General features: G+C 57.1%; 20 protein-coding genes. 10 read left to right on the top strand and 10 right to left on the bottom strand.

Annotation, left to right across the window (positions count from 1 at the left end; all coding sequences use genetic code 11):
* Nucleotides 1-22: 22 nt before the first annotated feature.
* From C8D90_RS17375 to C8D90_RS17390, 4 genes are read right to left on the bottom strand one after another with little or no spacing between them, the layout of a single operon-like run.
* Nucleotides 23-772, bottom strand: a complete 750-nt coding sequence (locus C8D90_RS17375; protein ID WP_115459737.1) for an SDR family oxidoreductase — start codon at nucleotides 770-772, stop codon at nucleotides 23-25.
* Nucleotides 769-1,806, bottom strand: a complete 1,038-nt coding sequence (locus C8D90_RS17380) for an aromatic ring-hydroxylating oxygenase subunit alpha (protein ID WP_115459738.1) — start codon at nucleotides 1,804-1,806, stop codon at nucleotides 769-771. The genes C8D90_RS17375 and C8D90_RS17380 overlap by 4 nt, the downstream gene beginning before the upstream one ends.
* A gap of 13 nt (nucleotides 1,807-1,819) precedes the next feature.
* Nucleotides 1,820-2,128 (bottom strand): recombinase-like helix-turn-helix domain-containing protein, encoded by a 309-nt coding sequence (locus C8D90_RS17385; RefSeq protein ID WP_115459739.1) that lies wholly within the window; start codon nucleotides 2,126-2,128, stop codon nucleotides 1,820-1,822.
* 4 nt (nucleotides 2,129-2,132) lie between these two features.
* Nucleotides 2,133-2,447 (bottom strand): Rieske (2Fe-2S) protein, encoded by a 315-nt coding sequence (locus C8D90_RS17390; protein ID WP_115459740.1) that lies wholly within the window; start codon nucleotides 2,445-2,447, stop codon nucleotides 2,133-2,135.
* A gap of 280 nt (nucleotides 2,448-2,727) precedes the next feature.
* Here C8D90_RS17390 and C8D90_RS17395 point away from each other — a divergent pair, with 280 nt between their 5' ends.
* The gene (locus C8D90_RS17395) at nucleotides 2,728-3,558 is read left to right on the top strand and encodes a PA3715 family protein (protein WP_221810483.1); all 831 of its coding nucleotides are present in this window, start codon (nucleotides 2,728-2,730) and stop codon (nucleotides 3,556-3,558) included.
* Nucleotides 3,559-3,563: 5 nt separating this feature from the next.
* Here C8D90_RS17395 and C8D90_RS17400 read toward each other — a convergent pair whose 3' ends face one another.
* Nucleotides 3,564-4,160: a DUF1287 domain-containing protein gene (locus C8D90_RS17400; protein WP_115459741.1), complete on the bottom strand. Its 597-nt coding sequence runs from the start codon at nucleotides 4,158-4,160 to the stop codon at nucleotides 3,564-3,566.
* A 319-nt stretch (nucleotides 4,161-4,479) separates the two neighbouring features.
* Here C8D90_RS17400 and C8D90_RS17405 point away from each other — a divergent pair, with 319 nt between their 5' ends.
* On the top strand, nucleotides 4,480-5,094 hold the full coding sequence (locus tag C8D90_RS17405; RefSeq protein WP_115459742.1) for a pesticin C-terminus-like muramidase: 615 nt from the start codon (nucleotides 4,480-4,482) through the stop codon (nucleotides 5,092-5,094).
* Nucleotides 5,095-5,109: 15 nt separating this feature from the next.
* Nucleotides 5,110-5,541 carry a lysozyme inhibitor LprI family protein gene (locus C8D90_RS17410; RefSeq protein WP_115459743.1) on the top strand — a complete coding sequence of 144 codons (432 nt, stop codon included), beginning with the start codon at nucleotides 5,110-5,112 and terminating at the stop codon, nucleotides 5,539-5,541.
* A 179-nt stretch (nucleotides 5,542-5,720) separates the two neighbouring features.
* Here the strand turns inward: C8D90_RS17410 and cbrC are convergent, their stop codons facing one another.
* Entirely contained in the window at nucleotides 5,721-6,308 is a 588-nt protein-coding gene (gene cbrC, locus C8D90_RS17415; protein WP_115459744.1) for a PF03691 family colicin E2 tolerance protein CbrC, read from the bottom strand.
* Between the two features lie 646 nt (nucleotides 6,309-6,954).
* Between cbrC and mdtM the strand changes: the two genes are divergently transcribed.
* Entirely contained in the window at nucleotides 6,955-8,187 is a 1,233-nt protein-coding gene (mdtM, locus tag C8D90_RS17425) for a multidrug efflux MFS transporter MdtM (protein WP_115459860.1), read from the top strand.
* Nucleotides 8,188-8,242: 55 nt separating this feature from the next.
* Here mdtM and C8D90_RS17430 read toward each other — a convergent pair whose 3' ends face one another.
* Together C8D90_RS17430 and C8D90_RS17435 are read right to left on the bottom strand one after the other, a co-directional pair.
* Complete coding sequence (locus C8D90_RS17430) at nucleotides 8,243-10,267, bottom strand: hypothetical protein (protein WP_115459746.1); 2,025 nt, start codon at nucleotides 10,265-10,267, stop codon at nucleotides 8,243-8,245.
* On the bottom strand, nucleotides 10,254-11,477 hold the full coding sequence (locus C8D90_RS17435; protein WP_230473044.1) for a DUF3142 domain-containing protein: 1,224 nt from the start codon (nucleotides 11,475-11,477) through the stop codon (nucleotides 10,254-10,256). Before C8D90_RS17435 ends, C8D90_RS17430 begins: the two co-directional genes overlap by 14 nt.
* Before the next feature lie 190 nt (nucleotides 11,478-11,667).
* Between C8D90_RS17435 and C8D90_RS17440 the strand changes: the two genes are divergently transcribed.
* A complete protein-coding gene (locus tag C8D90_RS17440; RefSeq protein ID WP_115459747.1) occupies nucleotides 11,668-12,192 on the top strand; it encodes a GNAT family N-acetyltransferase in 525 nt (174 codons plus the stop codon).
* A gap of 55 nt (nucleotides 12,193-12,247) precedes the next feature.
* Nucleotides 12,248-12,808: a P-loop NTPase family protein gene (locus tag C8D90_RS17445; RefSeq protein ID WP_115459748.1), complete on the top strand. Its 561-nt coding sequence runs from the start codon at nucleotides 12,248-12,250 to the stop codon at nucleotides 12,806-12,808.
* An 18-nt stretch (nucleotides 12,809-12,826) separates the two neighbouring features.
* On the opposite strand, the gene lptG is transcribed toward C8D90_RS17445, so the two are convergent.
* Together lptG and lptF are read right to left on the bottom strand one after the other, a co-directional pair.
* Nucleotides 12,827-13,897: an LPS export ABC transporter permease LptG gene (gene lptG, locus C8D90_RS17450; RefSeq protein ID WP_115459749.1), complete on the bottom strand. Its 1,071-nt coding sequence runs from the start codon at nucleotides 13,895-13,897 to the stop codon at nucleotides 12,827-12,829.
* A complete protein-coding gene (gene lptF / locus C8D90_RS17455) occupies nucleotides 13,897-14,997 on the bottom strand; it encodes an LPS export ABC transporter permease LptF (RefSeq protein ID WP_115459750.1) in 1,101 nt (366 codons plus the stop codon). The genes lptG and lptF overlap by 1 nt, the downstream gene beginning before the upstream one ends.
* A gap of 428 nt (nucleotides 14,998-15,425) precedes the next feature.
* Here lptF and pepA point away from each other — a divergent pair, with 428 nt between their 5' ends.
* From pepA to C8D90_RS17475, 4 genes are all read left to right on the top strand, one after another.
* Nucleotides 15,426-16,937 carry a leucyl aminopeptidase gene (gene pepA / locus C8D90_RS17460; protein WP_115459751.1) on the top strand — a complete coding sequence of 504 codons (1,512 nt, stop codon included), beginning with the start codon at nucleotides 15,426-15,428 and terminating at the stop codon, nucleotides 16,935-16,937.
* 212 nt (nucleotides 16,938-17,149) lie between these two features.
* A complete protein-coding gene (locus C8D90_RS17465; protein ID WP_115459752.1) occupies nucleotides 17,150-17,602 on the top strand; it encodes a DNA polymerase III subunit chi in 453 nt (150 codons plus the stop codon).
* A gap of 27 nt (nucleotides 17,603-17,629) precedes the next feature.
* Nucleotides 17,630-20,485: a valine--tRNA ligase gene (locus tag C8D90_RS17470; protein ID WP_115459753.1), complete on the top strand. Its 2,856-nt coding sequence runs from the start codon at nucleotides 17,630-17,632 to the stop codon at nucleotides 20,483-20,485.
* Nucleotides 20,486-20,771: 286 nt separating this feature from the next.
* Nucleotides 20,772-21,734, top strand: a complete 963-nt coding sequence (locus C8D90_RS17475; RefSeq protein ID WP_115459754.1) for a hypothetical protein — start codon at nucleotides 20,772-20,774, stop codon at nucleotides 21,732-21,734.
* Nucleotides 21,735-21,793 lie beyond the last annotated feature (59 nt).

Here is a 21,793-nt window from a genome sequence, read left to right on the forward strand (position 1 = left end):
GTGCTCATCGCGTTCTCTCCGGCTAATTAAAGACAAAACCACCGTTGACCGGCAGCAGTTGACCGGTGACGAAATCCGCCAGCGGCGACAGCAGGTACAGCACGCTGCCGTCTACATCCTCCGGCTGCTGCGCCCCGCTGAGGGCACGGCCGGTTTCATACAGCTGATGCCGGGCCTGCGGCACATATTCGGTGGCTTCCACCCGCGTCAGCCCCGGCGCGATGGCGTTGACGCAGATGCCGCGTTCGCCCAGTTCGCGCGCCATTGAGCGCGTCATGCTGATGATGGCGCCTTTGCTGGCGGTATAGGCCAGCAGGTTCGGCGCGCCCCACAGCGCGGTGTCCGAAGCCACGTTGACGATTTTGCCGCCGCGCGGCAGCAACGGCACCGCGGCGCGGCTGACCAGCCAGGTGCCGCGCACGTTAACGCGCATCACCCGGTCCCACAGGTCGATGTCGTAATCCATCATGTCAACGCCGCCCACGCCGGTCGCCAGCGCCGCGTTGTTGACCAGGCCGTCGATACCGCCGTTCTGGCCGATGAGGGAAAATGCATGTTCGATGGACGCGGGATCGGCCAGATCGATGGCGACGGCCTGCGCGTCAATGCCTTGTTCATTCAGCGTCGCGGCGGTTTCCCGCAGCGGCTGCTCCAGGATGTCGCACAGCACCAGCCTTGCGCCCGCCTTGCCTGCCGCACGGGCGAAGCTCTGCCCCAGCCCGCGCGCGGCCCCGGTGATCACGATGCGCTTGCCCGCCAGCAGCCCCGTCACTGCGCGTTCTCCGTCCTGGCCGCATTAATACGCGCCAGATGCTGTTTGGCCTCTTTTTGCATCATGCGGCGCAGGCGCGACAGGCCGACGTCGTGCTGATACAGGTATTCATGGTCGCGGGCCTGCGGCGCCAGGTTTTCCAGAACGATGCGATCCTGTTCCAGAACGTCCCAGTGCAGTTGCTCGAGGCGGTTGCGGTACATAAAGCGCCACATGTCGCGCTGCCAGCCCTGCACCTGACGAATGCGCCAGAAGAAAACGCGGCAGTTATCTTCGTCCTCCGGCACGACCATGCCGATGATCCAGAAGTGGCCGCCCGGCCCAAAACGTTGTTTGTACGGGATCGACAACCGCATCCAGCCTGCGCCGGTGTGGCCATATTCCACCCAGTCAAAGTTCACGCCCATCTGGCTGCTTTTTCTGAACATAAAGCCATGTTCAGTCGCCTCCAGCACCATGTCCGCCTTGCGGTCCCCTTCCGCCATCGAGTGCGAAGCGGAGTGCAGGTAAGAACCGTGCATCGGGTCCATGACGTTCTCCAGCGCGTACTGGTAATTGCATTTCCAGGCCGCGGTGCAGAGGAAGTTGCTGTACTGCTCGCTGTCCGCCAGTTCAGGGGGAAATGCCAGCTCAACCGGCGCGTCGTCGGCCAGTACGCCGAAATAGACGAACACCGCGCCGTGCGCCTCCTGCACCGGATAGGCGCGCAGGCATTTTTGGCCGACCAGCGGGCAACGGTCCACGGCCGGTACGTCACGCACTTCGCCGTCGCCGCCGACCTCTACGCCGTGATACCAGCAGGCAATGCGGTCACCGAGGTTCCAGCCGAGAGAAAGCCGCGCACCGCGGTGCGGGCAGCGGTCCTCCAGCGCATGAAGGCCCCCGTCGCGATCGCGCCACAGGACGATCTGCTCGCCAAGGCGGGTAATGCCGACCGGGTTGCTGCTGACTTCCCAACTGGCCAGCACCGGATACCAGCTGCCGCGCAACCCCTGATCGAGATAGCTTTGTACTGAATCAAATTGTGTTGTCATTTTCCTTCTCCCGTCAGTAGCCGTTAATCGTCAGGAACTCGCGGAATGAGCGTTCGTTCCACGGCGCGCCGCTGCGGTCGTAAACGCGGCGATCGTTGAGCGCGTCCACCAGTTCGGGCAACGTTTCCGCCCCGGCGTCGAACAACGATTCCAGCGTCGCAATCAGCGTGCTTTCAAAGCCGTCCGGTACGCGGCTGCGGGTTTGCCAGACAACGTTCTGCGACTGACCGGGATGATGAATTTTGCCGTTGCCGCCTTCCTGCGCCGGGATCAGCGCCTGAGTGTCGGGCAACCAGGGGTTGAAGTCCTGAATCGGATTCACGGGTTTACTCCTCTATCAGGGTGATTTGAATACGGTTTTCCACTACGCGCAGGGGATAGCGCTTCAGGTCGCGGCCGCCCGGTTCACGCAGGCACTGGCCGGTTTTGATGTCAAACACCGCCTCATGCAACGGGCATTCCACCTTGCCGTCTTCGACGAACCCCTGACTCAGCAGGGCATAAGCGTGGGGGCAGACGTCTTCCAGCGCGTAGTACTCGCCGTCCACCAGATAGATGCCAATCTCTTTACCGCCGACGGTGCCTGAAAATGGAAATTCCTCTTTCACATGAGACACTTCGCACACGTTGGTCCAGCTCATAAAAGTGTTCCCCTATCTATTTGTTTCATATATGAAACTTTGTTTCTTATGTGGTACATGATCTCTATACTGGGCGAATAAAATACCGTCAACCAAAAGAAACAAAAAAATAACAAACAAGAAACAATAATGAAGCAAATGTGAGGGGCATCACGATTCACAAAATGAATGATTTTCACCGGGCGCCTGCCGCATCGGCATTTCCCGTATCGTTGATAGCGGAGTAAACTGCACCACGCCCCACGGGCCGAACCGACGCTAATTTCAGGAGAAGGAACTCATGCTATCCCTGCCCCGTATTTGCCTGCTGGCGCTGTGCCTGGCGGGTGCCGCTCACGCTGACGATCAGCAGCGCTGTGATGAAACGATGCTGGACGCGCTGGCCGGGCAGTTGAACATGGAGGGCTGGGCGCTGCCGGAAAATGCCCGGTCTGGTACGCTGGTGGCCTCAGCCTGTAAGCCCTGGCCGGATGATGAGAAGCAAACCGTCGTCGCCGTGGCGTACACCGACCGCGATGAACATGCCGCGCCGGGGGAGCGCAACGTGCATTTGCTGCTGGCCAAAGCAGACACCCGCAGCGGGCGGTTGCTCAGCGAGTACCGCGAAGATATTGGCGAAGACGCTATGTGGGAAGTCGGCGCCAACTCCCTGCGCATCGATACCGCGCGCTATCATCTGGCGCCGGGCGTGCGGGCGTTTGGCATCAATTTTCACAGTGCGGCGCGCGGCGCCAGTTGCCCCGATGGCTGGGCCAATAATTTGCTGACGCTGGTGGTGCCCGAAGGCCGGAGCCTGCGTCCGGTTTTCCGCACGTACCTCGATCAATGGGAGTCAATCACGCCGGGCCTGTGCCCGTCAGATCAACAGGCCAGGGTTGAAGCGTCACACCTGACGATCGGGATTGGTAAAGGAAAATCCGCCGGTTTCGCGGATCTGGAGATCACCTCGCACGTGACCGAAAGCGATGAAACCGTCCGTACGGTGAAACGGGTGCTGCGCTATGACGGCAAACAGTATCCTTTCGAAGAATGGTCAACATTCTGGATGAGTACGACGCGGGAGAATGATGGCGCAGCAGAAGCGCCTGCGGCCTCTGAAGCCCCGCAATAAACACATCAGCGCGTAAAATAGCGGTAATGCCCGGTAATCTCCCAGGTAAACAACATGTCGTCCTGGCGCGCGCCGCGGCCCACGTTGTGGACGATCAGCGGCGTACCGGCAAAATTTTTCTCGTTGCTGACGACGCCGATATGCGGCCGTCCATTGGGCAATACCCAGCTGACGATATCCCCCGGCAGATAATTTTCCGGCTGACGGGTCACCGGCAGCGACTGATGATGGCGGCTCAGGTAGACGCGGATGTTTGGCACCCGGCGGTGATCGATATTGCGATCGGTGGTTTTCAGCCCCCACAACGCGGGGTAGCGGGAAAAGTTGGCACGCATATCCAGATGGATTTTTTGCTGTAAATCTTCCCCGGTGTGGCGCAGCGCCCGGATCACCACGTCGGTACACACGCCGCGCTCGATCGGCACGTCGCCGTTGGGGTAGCCGATGGTTTCATAACGGGCGTCGTAGTAGAGGGTACGGCCTATCTGTTCCCTGGCGCCCTCCAGCACGGCGGCATTGGTCAGTGGCTCGGCAGGAACCGGCATCACGGCAGCGCAAAAAGAGAAAATACCGCCAAATAATGCGCATAGGGGTGAGAGCATGATTGTCCTTAATCGGTGAGGCGCTGTGACGCGATCTGAACAGAGATTAGCGAGAGCAGGTAGGGATCTCAAGAAAATCTGCTTAAGGGTAAGAGCGTAGCTACTACGTAAGTTATTTTAGTGCTGGAATATAATATTAATATAGAAAATATCTAAAATGCGATACATCTCTTCAAAAAATTATTCATCTACAAAATTACCGCAGTAATAATAGTTCAGACAAACAATACTCCAGCAAACAATTTTATTTTACCTGACTAAGAGACACTTACACATTTATATAGTAGCATGCCATAAAAATGTTAATGGAGTAATTTTTATGGCATCCCCTGAAAATAATGCTTCAAATACAATACTTCGTGGTCAAATGACCTTCGATGCCGAAGGGACTAACGTACGTGGTTCAAGAAATTACAGTCGTGTAGTTCACTGGCCTGGTAATGAGCTTTCTGGTGTAACAATTGGCAGAGGATACGATCTTGGTAATCGTACGCAAGAGCAGGCATATTCCGATTTACGGAGGGTTGGGATAAGCGAGTCACAGGCAAGAGCTATCTCATTGGGTGTTGATCGCAAAGGAACCAGAGCCAGAGAATTTGTAAATAATAACAGGAGTACAATAGGCGAAATAACAGCACAGCAAGAGGTTATGCTTTTTAATATGATTTATCCCAATTATGAGAATCGAGCACGCAGAAACTATAATAGATATACACGCTCTCTGGCTAACCGCACAGAATGGGAGCAACTACACCCGGCGATTCGTGATGTTGTTGTTGATATGGTATATCAGGGATTTGCCGGGGAAAGCGCTATGTCTGTAGCCTCTGGGAATGATATAGATGAATTTATTCAATACATTAGAAATAAACCTGCCTATATGGAGTATGAGGGAAACAGAAAGCGCATTGACTACTTAGATAACAATCGATAATTTGGTGGAAATCAGATGAAAAATGGAAATTTATTATTTTTATTAGCACTATTATTTAACTATGCAGAGATAGCCCATGCCGACATTTACTATGATTACCTGAACAGGAACAAGTCAGGTTTGTGCAACGAGATTGTTAAAGGTAAAAGTTATATGGAAACATATCAATGTACATCACTAATGCTGAAAGACTCAAAACAAAAAATCGAAAGCAAAGCTAAAGAGGTAAAACTTGAATTAGGAAAAATGTATAAACCAAAGAAAAAAATAGCCATATTTAACAATGCACAGAATGCCTGGGTGGAATACGTAGAAAAGCAATGCGCATATAAATTGATAGGTTATGAGGGAAATACGCCTCTATATCAATCGACAAAAGACCTATGTTTTGCTGTAGAGAATTATAGACGGTTAGACGTGTTAGCTGGCGAGCCTTCCATTCCATAATTAATTAAAGGACATACTATGAGCACCGATTATTTTTTGAAGATAGAGGGTATTACAGGTGTGTCAAGTGATTCAAACCGACAGGCTCCGATTAGTCACATTGGAAGCAGCCAGCAGCTAAATCGCTATAAATACAGGCCACAGTATTTGTGGCCTGTTTCCTTCCCAAATGGGTTATTTCACGAAAAATCAGCCCAAAGCCTCAGGGTACCGCATTTGAGACAGCGGAACAGATAGCCCTGACAATCGCCATTACTAAGGTATTTCGGCAGGTGTTCCACTTTCACCCCAAAGTGTGCACAGTCAGCAGCCAGGTCAGCAAACGCGTCCAGTTGTTGGCTAATATCATCCCAGCCAACATAGTCGATAAAAGCACAAAACTCACCACAATGCGCGAGCCAGTATGCCTGCTGCCAGCCGAAATATCCGGGAGTTCGCTTGGTTAATAGATCGACCATTTCCGGTGGATAAATATTGTTGACGCCTATAAATTCGCCGGCACTATCGTACATAACAATCTGTCCCTCAATATCCGAAGATTCATGAAAGCAGATATCAAACTTTTCTGCCGCAACCCCATCGGCAATGCACCACGGGCAGAAACAGAGGTTGGTAATGTTACCAGCACTGACGAAAGTGGAAGCGTAATAAATGTCTGTATGTAGCGCACAGCAGTCGCAAAGAACAGTTTTGTCCTGTTTAAATGCACCAGTCTGCAGAGGATATGGATGATATTTGAAACAGGGTAAAGGTCTGTTACCGTTCATGAGAAATCCTTTAAACACCACAGAGTGGCTCAAACTGACATTAATCATCTTGTTGTCGTGATAAGCCCACGCGAGTCAGCAAAAACGCCCACAAACCGTAATTGGACTGCCCCCACGACAGTAGACAAATTCTGTCCTCACGACGAGGCCTGTTCAAAGGCCTCCGGACTGACGCCGCCCAGGCCGCGAACTGTGCATATGGCGCATAAACGCACCATCAGGCGCCAGTTGAAAGGCGTTTACGCCCGGATCGTGGGTCGGTAACGGCAGTGAACGGTTTTCATACCGCATCGCAACGCCTTTCCTGATGGTGATCTGCGCCGGGTAAAAATCCGATACCCCTCACAATAACAGCACTATTCGTGTGGTTTATGGTTTCCGGCATAGTATATTTCCAACCCCCTTCTCAGCAACCCGAGGCGAGTGTGCAGCTGGGCATTGTAGTCAATCAATAACATTTTCTGACCTGCGTCAGAAAAACGCCCGACGCCGTGTGACGTTTGCACTGGCGCCATTTTGATTGCACGAAATTCAATGCCAGATACGACACACAAACCGTCATTCCGTTGTTCCTGTTTGTTGAATTTCGCTGTTTGCCATTTGTACCCAATGACCTCAACTTCCGGAGTACAACCACATGCAGTTTATCGCAAAATGGATAGCACGCCCCTCCGCCATGCTGTTTTTCCCGATGGCGCTGATTCTTTACGACTTTTCCGCCTACCTGACCACGGACATGATCCAGCCCGGCATCATCAACGTGGTACGGGAATTTAACGCCGACGTCAGCCTCGCGCCCGCCTCCGTCAGCCTGTACATGGCCGGCGGCATGGCGCTGCAATGGCTGCTGGGGCCGCTGTCAGACCGGGTCGGCCGCCGCCCGGTGCTGTTGACCGGCGCACTGATCTTCAGCCTGGCCTGCGCCGCCGTGTTGTTCACCACCTCAATGGAACAGTATCTGGTCGCGCGTTTTATTCAGGGCACCAGCGTCTGTTTCATCGCCACCGTCGGCTATGTCACGGTGCAGGAAGCCTTTCACGAAACCAAGGCGATAAAGCTGATGGCGATCATCACCTCAATCGTTCTGATCGCCCCGCTCATCGGCCCACTGTGCGGCGCTGCCCTGATGCATTTCGTTCACTGGAAGATCCTGTTCGCGCTGATTGCCGTCATGGGCTTCATCGCCTGGCTGGGCCTGCTGTTCAACATGCCGGAAACCATCAAAAAGAGAGGCGCGCCGTTCAGCGCTACCGGCGTCGCCCGCGACTTCCGCGCGGTATTCCACAACCGGATTTTCCTTACCGGCGCCGTAACTATCTCGCTCAGCTACATCCCGATGATGGCCTGGGTAGCGGTATCGCCGGTGATCCTGATTGACGACGGCGGGCTGACTTCATCGCAGTTCGCCTGGACGCAGGTGCCGGTCTTCGGCGCGGTGATTCTGGCGAACATGGTGGTGGCCCGTTTTATCCGTGATCCGGCATCGCCGCGCTTTATCCGCGCCAGCGTGCCGGTTCAGCTCACCGGTTTGGTCATCGCCGTGGCGGGGAACCTGCTGTTTACGCATGTCTGGTTGTGGTCAGTGCTGGGCACCAGCGTGTACGCCTTCGGCATCGGGCTGATTTTCCCGACGTTATTCCGCTTTACGCTGTTCTCCAACGATCTGCCGAAGGGCACGGTGTCGGCTTCGCTCAACATCGTCATCCTCAGCGTATGCGCCGCTTCGGTTGAAGTGGGCCGCTGGCTGTACCTCGACATGGGCGGACGGCTGATCTTTCACACGATGGCGCTGGTGTCCGGAGTCGCTATGGCGTTTTTTCTGGCAGCGTTGCTGCGATTGCTGAAGGAAAGAAGTGAAAGTATGGCGGCAGAGGAATAACCCGCGACATGAAGAAAAAACAGCCAACCCTCGTTGGCTGTTTTCACCGGCGCCGTTATTTCACCGATCCGAAATCCGGTTTCGGGCAGTTATAGCCGAAGCCTGGCGTCCAGTCATACTGCGTTCCGTTGGCGATGTAACGCTTATACAGCGCCCGCCCGGTTTTTGCGTCGCGGGCGATAACCCAGCCGGCAGCGTTGCACAGCACGGCGGCATAGGGCTGGGATTTGGGCGGCAGCAGATCGGCGGCTTTCTCCGCCAGTTTCACTGCCTGCCAGCGATAATGCAGGAAACGTTGGTCGGCAACAGGCAGTGACTGTTTGGCGCGGCTGGCTTCAGCAACGCTGATCCAGCTTTTCTCCTTCCGTTCGCGGGTGTCGAAGGCGTCGCCCAGATAAGAGAAGCTGCCTTCATACACGGCATAATCCGGCGTCATTTCATAGCCGGTCAGCGCCATTCCCTCAGTGCGCAGGCGTACGGCAGCCTGGTAGTAAGCCCCGGCGCGGGCAACTTTGTTGCTTTTCTTATCGGCGCCCTGAGCCAGCAAACCCGCCAGTTCCTGAGCGGACTGGCGATAATTGGGAATATCGAAGTAGCGCAGGGCATCCTCATAACGGCCGACGCGCATCAGGCGGCGCGCCAGCAGCTCACGCAGCTGTAAATCCGGCGTCAGCGGCTGCCAGTCATATTGCTCTCCGGCCCGCGGCTTGAGCGGCGTTGCCGGCGGCGGCGCATTTTTATCGACGAACTGCCGCAGCTCATCCAGCGTCAGAACGCGCTCGGCGATGTCGGCCACATCCTGCCAGTAAATATCCTTGCCCCGGTACAGCAGCGTCATCGCCTGCACGTATTCCCCGCGGTTAAGCGCCAGAATCGCCTGTTCCCCGGAAACGCGGCACACCGGCACGATATTTTCCTGTTCGAAGCTCTCATTGCGTTGATCTCCCCACGACTCGTCGCTGGGAAATGCGGCAGCGGCCCTGGCATAATTCGCGGTGGCCGTGGCGACATCGCCTTTGCGGAGCGCCATTTTGGCCCGCAGCCACCAGCTCAGCCCGCCGTCGCCGGCGTTCTTCAGCAACGTCTCCGTCAGCGGATAATTACCGGCGCGATAGGCCAGCGCCGCCAGCCGGTCGCTGCCGGCAAATCCTGTTTTCACATGACGCCCCAGCAGCTCAACCACCCCGCTGACCGTGCGCGCCACGTCCTCCGGCGAATTGTTGTTGTCGGCCCATTGCAGGTTGCCGCTGCGGGTAAACAGTTCGATGGTGACCAGTTGCTGGATCAGCGGATCGTCGATGCTTTTCTCCAGCGCGGCGCGGTTGGCCGTTTTAATCAGATAAGCGGAGAGATATTGCAGGGAAAGCCCGCCGACCGGGTCGCCCTGCGCCGCCTGGCGCGCATAAAGATGCGCGGCGCCCGGCAGATCGCCCAGCCACACACTGATGCGCCCCGCCTGGCCCAGGCTCGCCAGCGACAGATACGCCGGATCGGGCGCGCCCGCCTTCACCGCTTCAACCACCTCGCCAAAGACCTGCAACGCCTCACGCAGCGCCGCGGGCTCAGCGCGACCGTCCGTTGCCGTGGCTCCGCCCTCTTCCTGCGCGGGGAAGTCGCCCATCAGCGCCCGCCCCAGCGAATAGCGGGCCTTCAGCCCCCAGTCGCTCTGCTGCTCCGCCGGCAGCGCCAGCACCTGACGGAAATAATCCGCGGCTTTGGCGCCGTCCCGCAGGTGGAACGCCAGCGCGCCCAACGTATACAGCCGTGCCGCCTCCGGCAGATCGACCTTCATCTGTTCCGCTTCAGCCAACGAGCTGCTGCCCCTCAGTTGCGCAATCGCCGGCGCCGGCGCTTCAGGCTCCGCGGGTTGCTGCCAGCGCGGCAGGCCATCATCGAACGTCGCCAGGCGGCTGGCTTCGAAAGCGTAATTACCCTCCGGCATATACAGCAGCGTGGCGTTACGGTCCAGCAACAGGCGGTACGGGAAGTCCGGGCCGCAGGCCTGACCCGGCAGGGCGATACCCAGCGCGGATATCACCAGCATTTTCAGCGGAAAACGGGAAAACTCAGGGCGTAACATGTAGGCCTCCAGGCATGATGCGGGCGCAGCGCGCCCATCCGATCGCATAACGTTCTCCCGCACGCAGCAGCGGACGATCCGTGCGGGTAAAAATAAGCGCCCCGTCCTCCTCAGCGGCCTGATAGCCGCGCGCGCCGTCAAACGCCTGGCAGGACTGGGCAGGGAAAACGATCCGGCGCGGCAGGGGAGCGTCAATATCGCCCCCGTTTTGCAGCGCCAGATCGTGTAAATCCGGATCGGCAGGCTGAGACAGCACGCTCAGTTGCCACGCGACGTCCAGCGGGCGTCGCTCAATTACCGCTTTCAATGTCGTCAGCGACCAGACGCGCTGATCATCCTCCAGCGGCAGGCGAAACCAGATGATCCCGCTCAGATGCGAATAACGACGGGACGTCAGCTGCGCGACGAACGCGGAAAGCGCCTGCGGCGTCGCCGTCAGCTCGCGGAACTCGCCGGCCATGCGTAATGGCGCCTCACTGATCACCTGCAGCGCCGAGCCGGTCTGCGCCAGCGCCATACCGTAAGCGGGCAACGCCACCAAAAACGGACGGGAAGTACGTTGCGCATACGCCGCCAGCCAGCGCCCGGCCAGCGCGGAGTCAAAAATGCCCTGTTCGGGCGAAAGCACCGCGTGCACCTGCAACACCGAAGCATCGGGAATGCGCAGTAATTCCGCAAGACGGGGAGACGAGAGCCAGGCAGGCAGTGTGGTGATGCTCAGTTGCAGTTGCGCAGGCAACTGATTGCGCAGCGCGGCGAGGAACCGGCCGTACTCCCCCAGTTTAGCGGTTGCGGCGTCATAGTCGATTTCAACGCCGCGCAAATTCACCCCGGCCAGGCGCCATTGTTCCGCCAGCCGCAGCACCTCATGTACCAACTGCGGCTGATCCAGGCGCGCCAGTTGTCCATCCAGACGCGCCACCAGCCACACCGGCCGGCCATCCGCGCGCAGCAGCGCCAGATCGACGCCGGCATAGCGGGTTCCTTCGGCGGGATGTTGCTGAAATGCCAGCACCCGCAGCGCGGAAAACAGCGTGCGGCTTTCGCTCAGCGCGCGGGCATGCCGGTCGCTCCATACCCGCTGCCAGATATATACCTGTTGTTGCCAGGCAGGCGCCGGCAAGGCCGGACACAGGGATTGCCATGCGCCCAGGCAGAAAGCCGACGTCATTAAAACCAGCGCCAATAAAGCCCCGCAACGGAATTTCACAGTTCCTCCCCAATGCGGGCGATGCCGCCCGCGTAATAACCCGTCATCATAACGGGAGAATGCCGGGCGGGGTAAATGATTCCGCGTCTCAGGAGGCGAATTTGTTACAATCTCCCGGAAGCGCTATCCGGAAAAGCCGCTGGCGGACGTTGCCGTAACGCCCGTGATTTTCCCTGTTACCGAGGAACCCATGTTAACTGTTTCACGCATCACGACGCTGGCTTCCCCCGACTTTGCCAGGGTGGACGCCCTGTATGAGGCGGCGTTCCCCTACCATGAAAAACGCGAGCCGCAGGCAAAGCAACGCGCGCTGGACGATCCGCGTTATGCTCTGCAATCCTGGTCGGACGCAGGGCAGTTCGTCGGTATGATCGGCGCATGGGACTTCGGCGGTTATGCCTATATCGAACACCTGGCGGTGAATGACAAATTGCGCTCCCAGGGCTACGGCAAGCGTATGCTGCAACAGTTTCTCGGCCGGCATCCGCTGACGGTTCTGGAAATCGATCCCCTGACGACGGATACCGCCCGCAAGCGCCTGCGGTTCTATCAGGGATTAGGGTTCCAGCCAAACGCCTGCGGGCATCATCACCCCAGCTATCATCCCGGCGTGGAGGATCACGCGCTGATCGTGCTCAGCTACCCGCTGCCGCTTGATGAGGCGCAATACCGGCAGTTCAGCGACGACTTACGCCATGCGGTGATGGCTGGCTGAAACCCGCGGGACTATGCGTGTATCATCACCTTCCGTGAAACCTGAGGTTGATAAAATGTCTTCTTTGCCCCCGCTTTCCGCTCTCGGGCCGCGAATATGCATACTCGGCCCCTCCAACAGCGGTAAATCAACGCTGGCGCAGGCCATTGCGCGCAAAAATGGCGCATGCGCCGTGCATCTCGACCTGCTTTTTCACCTGCCGCACACCGACTGGCAACCCCGCCCTGCGGAGCAATTTCTGGCGCTGCATGCCGCGGCCATCCGCCGGGAGAGCTGGGTTATCGACGGAAACTACACGAAATGCCTGCCAGAGCGCCTCGAACGCGCCACTGGCCTTATTCTGCTGGATATCTCCACATCACTGAGCCTGTTCAGATACTTACGGCGTACGCTGTTTGAAAAAGGAAGGATCGGGGCGCTGGAAGGGCGGCAGGACAGCATCAAGCTGGACATGCTCAGGCACCTTGTTTGTGTGACGCCGGGAAACATGCGGCGTTACAGGGAGATGTTCGACGGGCTGACGCTGCCGAAAGCGCACCTGTGCGGCGCCAGGGCGATAACGCGGTGTTATGAAGAATGGGGACTGACGTTTTTGCGCAGCAGGGACGGCGGTTAAGCCGCCCCGGCCGCGGACTTACTGCTTACGCAGCAGCAGGAAGATGCTGATAATCAGGAACAACGCGCTCGGCAACAGCGCGCCGAACAGCGGCGGAATGCTGTAAACCAGGCTCAGCGGCCCGAATATCTGATCCAGAACGTAGAACAGGAAGCCGAAGCAGATCCCGACCAACACCCGCGCGCCCATCGGTACGCTGCGCAGCGGCCCGAAAATGAATGACAGCGCCATCAGCATCATCACCGCCACCGACAACGGCGCGAAGACCTTGCTCCACAGGTTGAGCATATAGCGGTTGGACTCCTGCCCGCTCTGCTTCAGGTATTTCACGTAATGGTACAGGCCGCTGATAGACAGCGCGTCCGGGTCCATTGCCACCACGCCGAGCTTGTCCGGCGTCAGCTTCGTTTTCCAGGAGCCGTTCAGCGTCTGGGAACCGGTGATTTGATTAGGATCTTCCAGATTCGATTCATTAACCTGCGAAAGCCGCCATTCGTCGTTTTCAAACGTCGCCGAACTGGCATAGCGCACGCTCAGCAGGCGGCGTTCATCATTGAAGTGGTAGATGCTGACGCCGGTCAGTTGTTTTTCGCCGCTGACGCGCTGAATATAAATGAAATCATTGCCGTCTTTAGCCCACAGCCCGGACTGCGTCGACAGCAGCGAACCGCCGTACATCATCTGCGCACGGTAGTTACGGGCAGCCTGCTCGCCCTGCGGCGCCACCCACTCGCCGATCGCCATGGTGAGCAGCACCAGCGGAATCGCCGTTTTCATCACCGACGCGGCAATCTGCATACGGGTAAAGCCAGACGCCTGCATCACCACCAGCTCGCTGCGCTGCGCCAGCATGCCCAGCCCGAGCAACGCCCCCAGCAGCGCGGCCATCGGGAAGAAAATCTGAATATCTTTCGGCACGCTCAGCAGGGTATAGAGCCCGGCCCCTAAGGCGGAATACTCGCCCTGCCCCACCTTACGCAACTGGTCAACAAACTTGATGATGCCCGACAGCGACACCAGCATGAACAACGTCATCATGATGGTGCTGAAAATCGTACGCCCGATATAACGGTCCAATACTCCTATCATCAGGCGACTCCTTTTCCGGTCAGGCGGGCGCGCACCCGGCGCATCGGCAGCGTATCCCACAGGTTAAGGCCGATGGCCAGCAACAGATAAACGCCGTTGACCAGCCACATCCACACCAGCGGGTCCAGCTTATCTTTGCTGGCATTGGAACGCAGGGAGCTTTGCAGCAGGAAAAATACCAGGTACAGCAGCATCGCCGGCAGCATGCTCAGCACGCGGCCTTGACGCGGGTTCACCACGCTCAGCGGCACCACCATCAGCCCCATGACGAGCACGGAAACCACCAGCGTCAGACGCCAGTGATACTCGGCGCGGAAGTCGGGCTTGTCAGACTGCCACAGCGTTTTCATGTCGGCCTGATCGGCGTCGCTGGGGTTCATCTCGGCGCTCTGGTGGCCGACGATCGCCTGATAATTCGTGAAGTCGGTAATACGGAAATCCCGCAGCATCGCGGTGCCTTCATAGCGGGTGCCTTTATCCAGCACGACCATCTGGGAGCCGTCCGGGCGAGCCTGCAAATGACCGGTTTCCGCCACAACCACCGACGGGCGCTGGGAACCGCTGGCGCGCAGCTGCGCCAAAAAGACCCGGTCAAAGGTGCTGCCCTTCACCCCGCCGACGAACAACACGAAGCGCCCGTCCTGCGACGTCTGGAATTTCCCTTCCACCATGGCCGCCATGCCGGGGTTCGCCTTGGCATCGGCCAGCACTTCATCCTGGTGAAAAGACGACCAGGGGCTTAACCAAAAGGCGTTCACCAGCGCCAGCGCGCCGGTAATAAAGGCCAGAATCATCGCAGCCTTGACCAATACGCTCTTCCCCAGGCCGCAGGCATGCATTACCGTGATTTCGCTGTCGGTATACAATTTACCCAACGTCATCAACAGGCCGAGGAACAGGCTGAGCGGCAGGATAAGCTGCGCCATCTCAGGGATACCCAGCCCTAACAGGGAAAGCACTAAATTTGTCGGGATATCGCCGTCAACCGCCGCCCCCAGGATCCTGACCAGTTTCTGACAAAAAAAGATCAGAAGCAGGATAAACAGGATGGCGATCTGACTCTTAAATGTTTCCCGTACCAGATATCTAATGATGATCACGCTTATTACGCCTGTGAAAACTTGTTTTTTTGCAGGAATCTCGCTAATTTCTACGCTAACCCGCCATTTTTATCATCATTTATGGCTGAGGGCCGCGCTAAAATCGCATTACAGCATCCGTCGCCAGGGTGACCTATCGGAACATGCCTAATTAGATGGCCGGCGTCCCGGAGTCGTTAACCGCCTGTTATGCGAAACGATGGTTGCCGGATTGTACCGTATTCGCCGGCGACAAATGCGAGAAATTAGTAATCAATGAGTAAAATCCCGGTGTTTCCGGCAGGGCAAAAGCACAAATCGCCCCCCCTTCCGGCAACCAACCTTTAACGGCAGGGGGCAACACGCAACGATGACGGCCAGATTTTTCCGGGTCGTATTCCCAGTGTAGCCATCCCCCGTGCCGCTGTCTTTAAGATTCAGGAGAGTGCATGGAGTTCAGTGTAAAAAGCGGTAGCCCGGAAAAACAACGCAGCGCCTGTATTGTTGTTGGCGTTTTTGAGCCTCGCCGCCTGTCTCCTATCGCCGAACAGCTCGATAAAATCAGCGATGGGTACATCAGCGCCCTGCTGCGCCGCGGCGAACTGGAAGGCAAAGTCGGCCAGACTCTGCTGCTGCATCATGTGCCTAACGTGCTCTCGGAACGTATTCTGCTGATTGGCTGCGGCAAAGAACGCGAACTGGACGAGCGTCAGTACAAGCAGGTGATCCAGAAGACCATCAACACGTTGAACGACACCGGTTCGATGGAGGCGGTCTGTTTCCTGACCGAGCTGCACGTCAAAGGCCGCAACACATACTGGAAGGTGCGCCAGGCGGTGGAAACCGCCAAAGAGACGCTTTACACCTTCGATCAGCTCAAGAGCAACAAAACCGAGCCGCGCCGTCCGCTGCGCAAGATGGTATTCAACGTGCCGACCCGCCGCGAGCTGACCAGCGGCGAACGCGCCATTCAGCACGGCCTGGCCGTAGCGGCGGGCATTAAGGCGGCCAAAGATCTGAGCAACATGCCGCCCAATATCTGTAACGCCGGCTACCTTGCCTCGCAGGCGCGTCAGTTGGCCGACGCCTTCAGCGACAACGTCGCTACCCGCGTCATCGGCGAACAGCAGATGAAAGAGCTGGGTATGAACGCCTATCTGGCGGTCGGCCAGGGTTCGCAGAACGAATCGCTGATGTCGGTGATTGAATACAAGGGCAGCCCGAATCCGGACACCAAGCCGATCGTGCTGGTCGGCAAGGGCCTGACCTTCGACTCCGGCGGCATTTCCATCAAGCCGGCGGAAGCGATGGACGAGATGAAGTACGACATGTGCGGCGCCGCGTCGGTTTACGGCGTGATGCGCGTGGCGGCGGAACTGAAGCTGCCGCTGAACATCATCGGCGTGCTGGCCGGCTGTGAAAACATGCCGGGCGGACGGGCATACCGCCCCGGCGACGTGCTGACCACCATGTCCGGCCAGACGGTAGAAGTGCTCAACACCGACGCCGAGGGCCGCCTGGTGCTGTGCGACGTCCTGACCTACGTGGAACGCTTCGAGCCGGAGCTGGTGATCGACATCGCCACCCTGACCGGCGCCTGCGTGATTGCCCTGGGCCATCACCTGACGGGCCTGATGGCGAATCACAATCCGCTGGCATCCGAACTGCTGAGCGCGTCCGAACAGGCGGGCGACCGCGCCTGGCGCCTGCCTCTGGGCGATGAATTCCAGGAACAACTGGAATCCAACTTCGCCGACATGGCCAACATCGGCGGCCGCCCCGGCGGCGCGATTACGGCGGGCTGCTTCCTGTCGCGCTTTACGCGCAAATACAGCTGGGCGCACCTCGACATCGCGGGCACCGCCTGGCGCTCGGGCAAAGCCAAAGGCGCCACGGGCCGCCCGGTAGCGATGCTCTCGCAGTTCCTGCTCAACCGCGCAGGCCTGAACGGCGACGACTAGACGACGAATTGAAGGGGGCGAAATCCCCCCCAAATTGTCGTAAAATAAAGCAACACCCGATGGCCCGCTTTGCGGGCCATCCCATTAATTGAAGCACAACGGCCACCCTTTGCCCGTACGCCGCGAAGGTGCACCATGAACTACCGGAGCCCCGGCGTACGGAACCGCCACCCAAACCAACAAACTCAATCACTCAGGATCGCCACCAGCAAATGAAACAGGCCACCTTCTACCTCCTGACCCACCCCACCCCCGAAGGCGCCCCCTTAACCGCCGTTGAGGCGCTAACCTGCGATCTCGCCGCCGCTGCCTACCGCAACGGCAAACGCATCCAAATCGCCTGTCAGGATCAGGATCAGGCCCACCGCCTCGACGAGGCCCTCTGGCAACGCGATCCCCATGCCTTCATCCCCCACAATCTGGCGGGAGAAGGCCCGCGCTTCGGCGCGCCGGTAGAGCTTTCCTGGCCGGAAAAACGCAGCAGCGCCCCGCGCGATATTCTTATCAGCCTGCTGCCGCAGTTCGCGGATTTTGCCACCGCTTTCCATGAAGTGATAGACTTCGTCCCATCCGAAGACGAATTAAAGCAACTGGCGCGCGAACGCTACAAAGCCTACCGCAGCGCCGGTTTCCATTTGACGACGGCCACACCGCCAACGCATTGACAGATCAGAGACAAGACCGATTCGACCATGGACAAAACATATAACCCGCAAGACATCGAGCAACCGCTCTACGAACACTGGGAACAGCAGGGCTACTTCCGGCCGAACGGCGACACCAGTAAGGAAAGCTTCTGCATCATGATCCCGCCGCCGAACGTAACCGGCAGCCTGCACATGGGTCACGCTTTCCAGCAGACCATCATGGATACTATGATCCGCTATCAGCGCATGCAGGGTAAAAATACCCTGTGGCAGGCCGGTACCGACCACGCCGGTATCGCCACCCAGATGGTGGTGGAGCGTAAAATCGCCGCAGAAGAAGGCAAGACCCGTCAGGACTACGGCCGCGACGCGTTCATCGATAAAATCTGGCAGTGGAAGGCGGAATCCGGCGGCACCATTACCCGCCAGATGCGCCGTCTGGGCAACTCCGTGGACTGGGAGCGCGAGCGCTTTACCATGGATGAAGGCCTGTCCAACGCGGTCAAAGAGGTCTTCGTTCGTCTGCATAAAGAAAACCTGATTTACCGCGGCAAGCGCCTGGTGAACTGGGACCCGAAACTGCGCACGGCCATCTCCGATCTGGAAGTGGAAAACCGCGAAACCAAAGGTTCCATCTGGCACCTGCGCTACCCGCTGGCTGACGGCGCGAAAACCGCTGACGGCAAAGATTACCTGGTGGTCGCCACCACCCGTCCGGAAACCATGCTGGGCGATACCGGCGTGGCGGTAAACCCGGAAGATCCGCGTTATAAAGATCTGATCGGCAAATTCGTGCTGCTGCCGCTGGTTGATCGCCGTATTCCGATCGTCGGCGACGAACATGCCGATATGGAAAAAGGCACCGGCTGCGTGAAAATCACGCCGGCTCACGACTTTAACGACTACGAAGTTGGCCGTCGCCACGCGCTGGCGATGATCAACATCCTGACCTTCGACGGCGACATCCGTGACGAAGCTGAAGTGCTGGACACCAACGGCGAAGAAAGCGACGCCTACAGCAAAACGTTGCCTGCCGAATTCCGCGGCATGGAGCGTTTCGCCGCCCGCCGCGCGGTGGTAAAAGCCTTCGAAGACGCCGGCCTGCTGGAAGAGATCAAGCCGCATGACCTGACCATTCCCTACGGCGACCGTGGCGGCGTGGTGATCGAGCCGATGCTGACCGACCAGTGGTACGTACGCGTCGCCCCGCTGGCAAAACCGGCCATCGAAGCGGTGGAAAACGGCGACATCCAGTTCGTGCCGAAACAGTACGAGAACATGTACTTCTCCTGGATGCGCGATATTCAGGACTGGTGCATCTCCCGTCAGCTGTGGTGGGGCCACCGCATTCCGGCATGGTATGACGACCAGGGCAACGTCTACGTTGGCCGCAGCGAAGAAGAAGTGCGTCAGGAAAACAACATCGCTGCCGGCGTAGCGCTGCGTCAGGACGAGGACGTGCTGGACACCTGGTTCTCCTCCGCGCTGTGGACCTTCTCAACCCTCGGCTGGCCGGAGAACACCGACGCGCTGCGTCAGTTCCACCCGACCAGCGTTCTGGTTTCCGGCTTCGACATCATCTTCTTCTGGATTGCGCGCATGATCATGATGACCATGCACTTCATCAAAGATGAAGACGGCAAGCCGCAGGTTCCGTTTAAGACCGTCTACATGACCGGCCTTATCCGCGACGAAGAAGGCCAGAAGATGTCCAAATCCAAGGGCAACGTCATCGACCCGCTGGATATGGTGGACGGCATTTCCCTGCCGGATCTGCTGGAAAAACGCACCGGCAACATGATGCAGCCGCAGCTGGCGGAAAAAATCGCCAAGCGCACCGAGAAGCAGTTCCCGAACGGCATCGAAGCACACGGCACCGACGCCCTGCGTTTCACCCTGGCGGCGCTGGCCTCTACCGGCCGCGATATCAACTGGGACATGAAACGCCTGGAAGGTTACCGTAACTTCTGTAACAAGCTGTGGAACGCCAGCCGCTTCGTGCTGATGAACACCGAAGATCAGGATTGCGGTCAGAACGGCGGCGAAATGACGCTGTCGCTGGCGGATCGCTGGATCCTGGCCGAGTTCAACCGCACGGTGAAAGCCTACCGCGAAGCGCTGGACAGCTACCGTTTCGATATCGCCGCCGGCATTCTGTATGAGTTCACCTGGAACCAGTTCTGTGACTGGTATCTGGAGCTGACCAAGCCGGTGATGAACGGCGGTTCCGAATCCGAACTGCGCGGCACCCGCCATACGCTGGTGACGGTGCTGGAAGCCCTGTTGCGCCTGGCGCACCCGATCATTCCGTTCATTACGGAAACCATCTGGCAGCGCGTGAAGGTTCTGAAAGGCATCAGCGCCGATACCATCATGCTGCAACCATTCCCGGAATACGACGCCGCGCAGGAAGACGAAACGGCGCTGGCAGACCTGGAGTGGATCAAGCAGTGCGTTATCGCCGTGCGTAACATCCGCGCCGAGATGAACATTGCGCCGAGCAAGCCGCTGGAGCTGCTGCTGCGCGACGGCAGCGCCGATGCGCAACGCCGGGTACAGGAAAACCGTGGCTTCATCCAGGCCATGGCGCGTCTGGACAGCATTACGCTGCTGCCGGCGGGGGACAAAGGCCCGGTTTCCGTCACCAAGCTGGTGGACGGCGCTGAGCTGCTGATCCCGATGGCAGGTTTGATCGACAAAGCGGCAGAGCTGGATCGTCTGGCGAAGGAAGTGGCAAAGCTGGAAACGGAAATCTCCCGCATTGAAAGCAAACTCTCGAATGAAGGGTTTGTAGCGCGCGCGCCGGAAGCGGTCGTCGCCAAAGAGCGTGAGAAGATGAACGGCTACGCCGAGGCAAAAGCCAAGCTGATTGAGCAGCAGGCGGTAATTGCCGCGCTGTAAGCATCACTCAGCGACGAAAAAGGCCGGATTTCCGGCCTTTTTTATTACCTATAAACAAGGCGATTGAGAAGCAGAGTGATAGCAAAGGCGGAAAGGTTTTTACTGAAGTGTTTGCTGTAGATGACAGAGGAACAAAGTATGCCTGTAACCAAGATACCCCGGTAAACGTAACCAAAGATCAACTTATTAAACGTGCCAGTAGAATAATTGATAAAATTACCACAGAAAGTACAGGTAGCGTTGGTGCAATTTAATTGTATTTTTGCCATGGACTATGGAGACGGCCGTGAAAAAACTAATTAATAAAGAAAACTGGGAAAAAATCTTTTGCGATTACGCAATAGTAGATTGCGCCATTAGGGAAAAAAATATTATATACATTCAGGCCGTCAGCAGTACGGATAAGCCGGGTATGCGGCAAGTCACATTGGTAGATCTCGATAATGATGAAACGTTGGCATATTCATCCATACAATTCCCTTCAGCGTTTACAAGCGTATTAGGCACCTCAACATCCCCCATCTCTCAGGGTTTACTCATTGATTGCCTGGGTGGTTTTGCGCTTCCAAGTGGTGGAGGGAAAACCTCCTGGGATTCAGAGACTGTGGCAAGGGATACCGTCGCTGTAATTCAGAAAATAAAAAGAATCGATGGCTATGCCTGGGCCGTAGGCTTAAGACGCTTTGTGTCTAAGCGGTTTAACATCGGCGACTGGAGACCAGTAATGAATGGTATATCCTCCGGTGTTGCTGCCGCTGATGGTAGTGCTTTTGACTATGGTTTCAATGATATCGCGGGATTTACTGAGAATGATATTTATGCTGTCGGTGAACAAGGTGATATCTGGCACTTCGATGGACATGTATGGCAGCAATGCGGGTTCCCCACAAACGATAAATTAACCAATGTTGTATGCGCTGATGATGGCTTTGTATATGTTGCATCACGTAAGCGGATATGGCGTGGAAAGCTTAATAAATGGGAAAGCGTCGATATACCGGAACTAAAGGGAGAGCTTAACGACTTATGTTGGTTCAATAATGCATTGTGGGGTATTGGACAGCATGATTTCTTTTCGTGGGCCAGTGGCACAATTAATGATTATTTTATATGTAATGGTGAACAAATCCGACCGTCGGGCACAATGGACTGCAATGACGCTTTACTAATCATTGCATCTTATACAAATGTTTGGTCATTTGATGGTAGTGAGTGGTACAACACGGTACCCAATTATAAAAACCTGTAAATAATTCTGTGTAACTGTCACGGTATTAACGGTGATCGCTCAGGCGGTCACCGAATCCG

It is taken from the genome of Enterobacillus tribolii, assembly GCF_003363015.1.
GTDB classification, from domain to species: Bacteria; Pseudomonadota; Gammaproteobacteria; order Enterobacterales; family Enterobacteriaceae; genus Enterobacillus; species Enterobacillus tribolii.

Excerpts from the sequence above, each read along its gene's own strand:
- C8D90_RS17380 (WP_115459738.1), bottom strand. The coding sequence starts at position 1,806 with ATGACAACACAATTTGATTCAGTACAAAGCTATCTCGATCAGGGGTTG.
- C8D90_RS17390 (WP_115459740.1), bottom strand. The coding sequence starts at position 2,447 with ATGAGCTGGACCAACGTGTGCGAAGTGTCTCATGTGAAAGAGGAATTT.
- C8D90_RS17395 (WP_221810483.1), top strand. The coding sequence starts at position 2,728 with ATGCTATCCCTGCCCCGTATTTGCCTGCTGGCGCTGTGCCTGGCGGGT.
- C8D90_RS17400 (WP_115459741.1), bottom strand. The coding sequence starts at position 4,160 with ATGCTCTCACCCCTATGCGCATTATTTGGCGGTATTTTCTCTTTTTGC.
- C8D90_RS17405 (WP_115459742.1), top strand. The coding sequence starts at position 4,480 with ATGGCATCCCCTGAAAATAATGCTTCAAATACAATACTTCGTGGTCAA.
- C8D90_RS17410 (WP_115459743.1), top strand. The coding sequence starts at position 5,110 with ATGAAAAATGGAAATTTATTATTTTTATTAGCACTATTATTTAACTAT.
- cbrC (WP_115459744.1), bottom strand. The coding sequence starts at position 6,308 with ATGAACGGTAACAGACCTTTACCCTGTTTCAAATATCATCCATATCCT.
- C8D90_RS17430 (WP_115459746.1), bottom strand. The coding sequence starts at position 10,267 with ATGTTACGCCCTGAGTTTTCCCGTTTTCCGCTGAAAATGCTGGTGATA.
- C8D90_RS17440 (WP_115459747.1), top strand. The coding sequence starts at position 11,668 with ATGTTAACTGTTTCACGCATCACGACGCTGGCTTCCCCCGACTTTGCC.
- C8D90_RS17445 (WP_115459748.1), top strand. The coding sequence starts at position 12,248 with ATGTCTTCTTTGCCCCCGCTTTCCGCTCTCGGGCCGCGAATATGCATA.
- lptG (WP_115459749.1), bottom strand. The coding sequence starts at position 13,897 with ATGATAGGAGTATTGGACCGTTATATCGGGCGTACGATTTTCAGCACC.
- pepA (WP_115459751.1), top strand. The coding sequence starts at position 15,426 with ATGGAGTTCAGTGTAAAAAGCGGTAGCCCGGAAAAACAACGCAGCGCC.
- C8D90_RS17465 (WP_115459752.1), top strand. The coding sequence starts at position 17,150 with ATGAAACAGGCCACCTTCTACCTCCTGACCCACCCCACCCCCGAAGGC.
- C8D90_RS17470 (WP_115459753.1), top strand. The coding sequence starts at position 17,630 with ATGGACAAAACATATAACCCGCAAGACATCGAGCAACCGCTCTACGAA.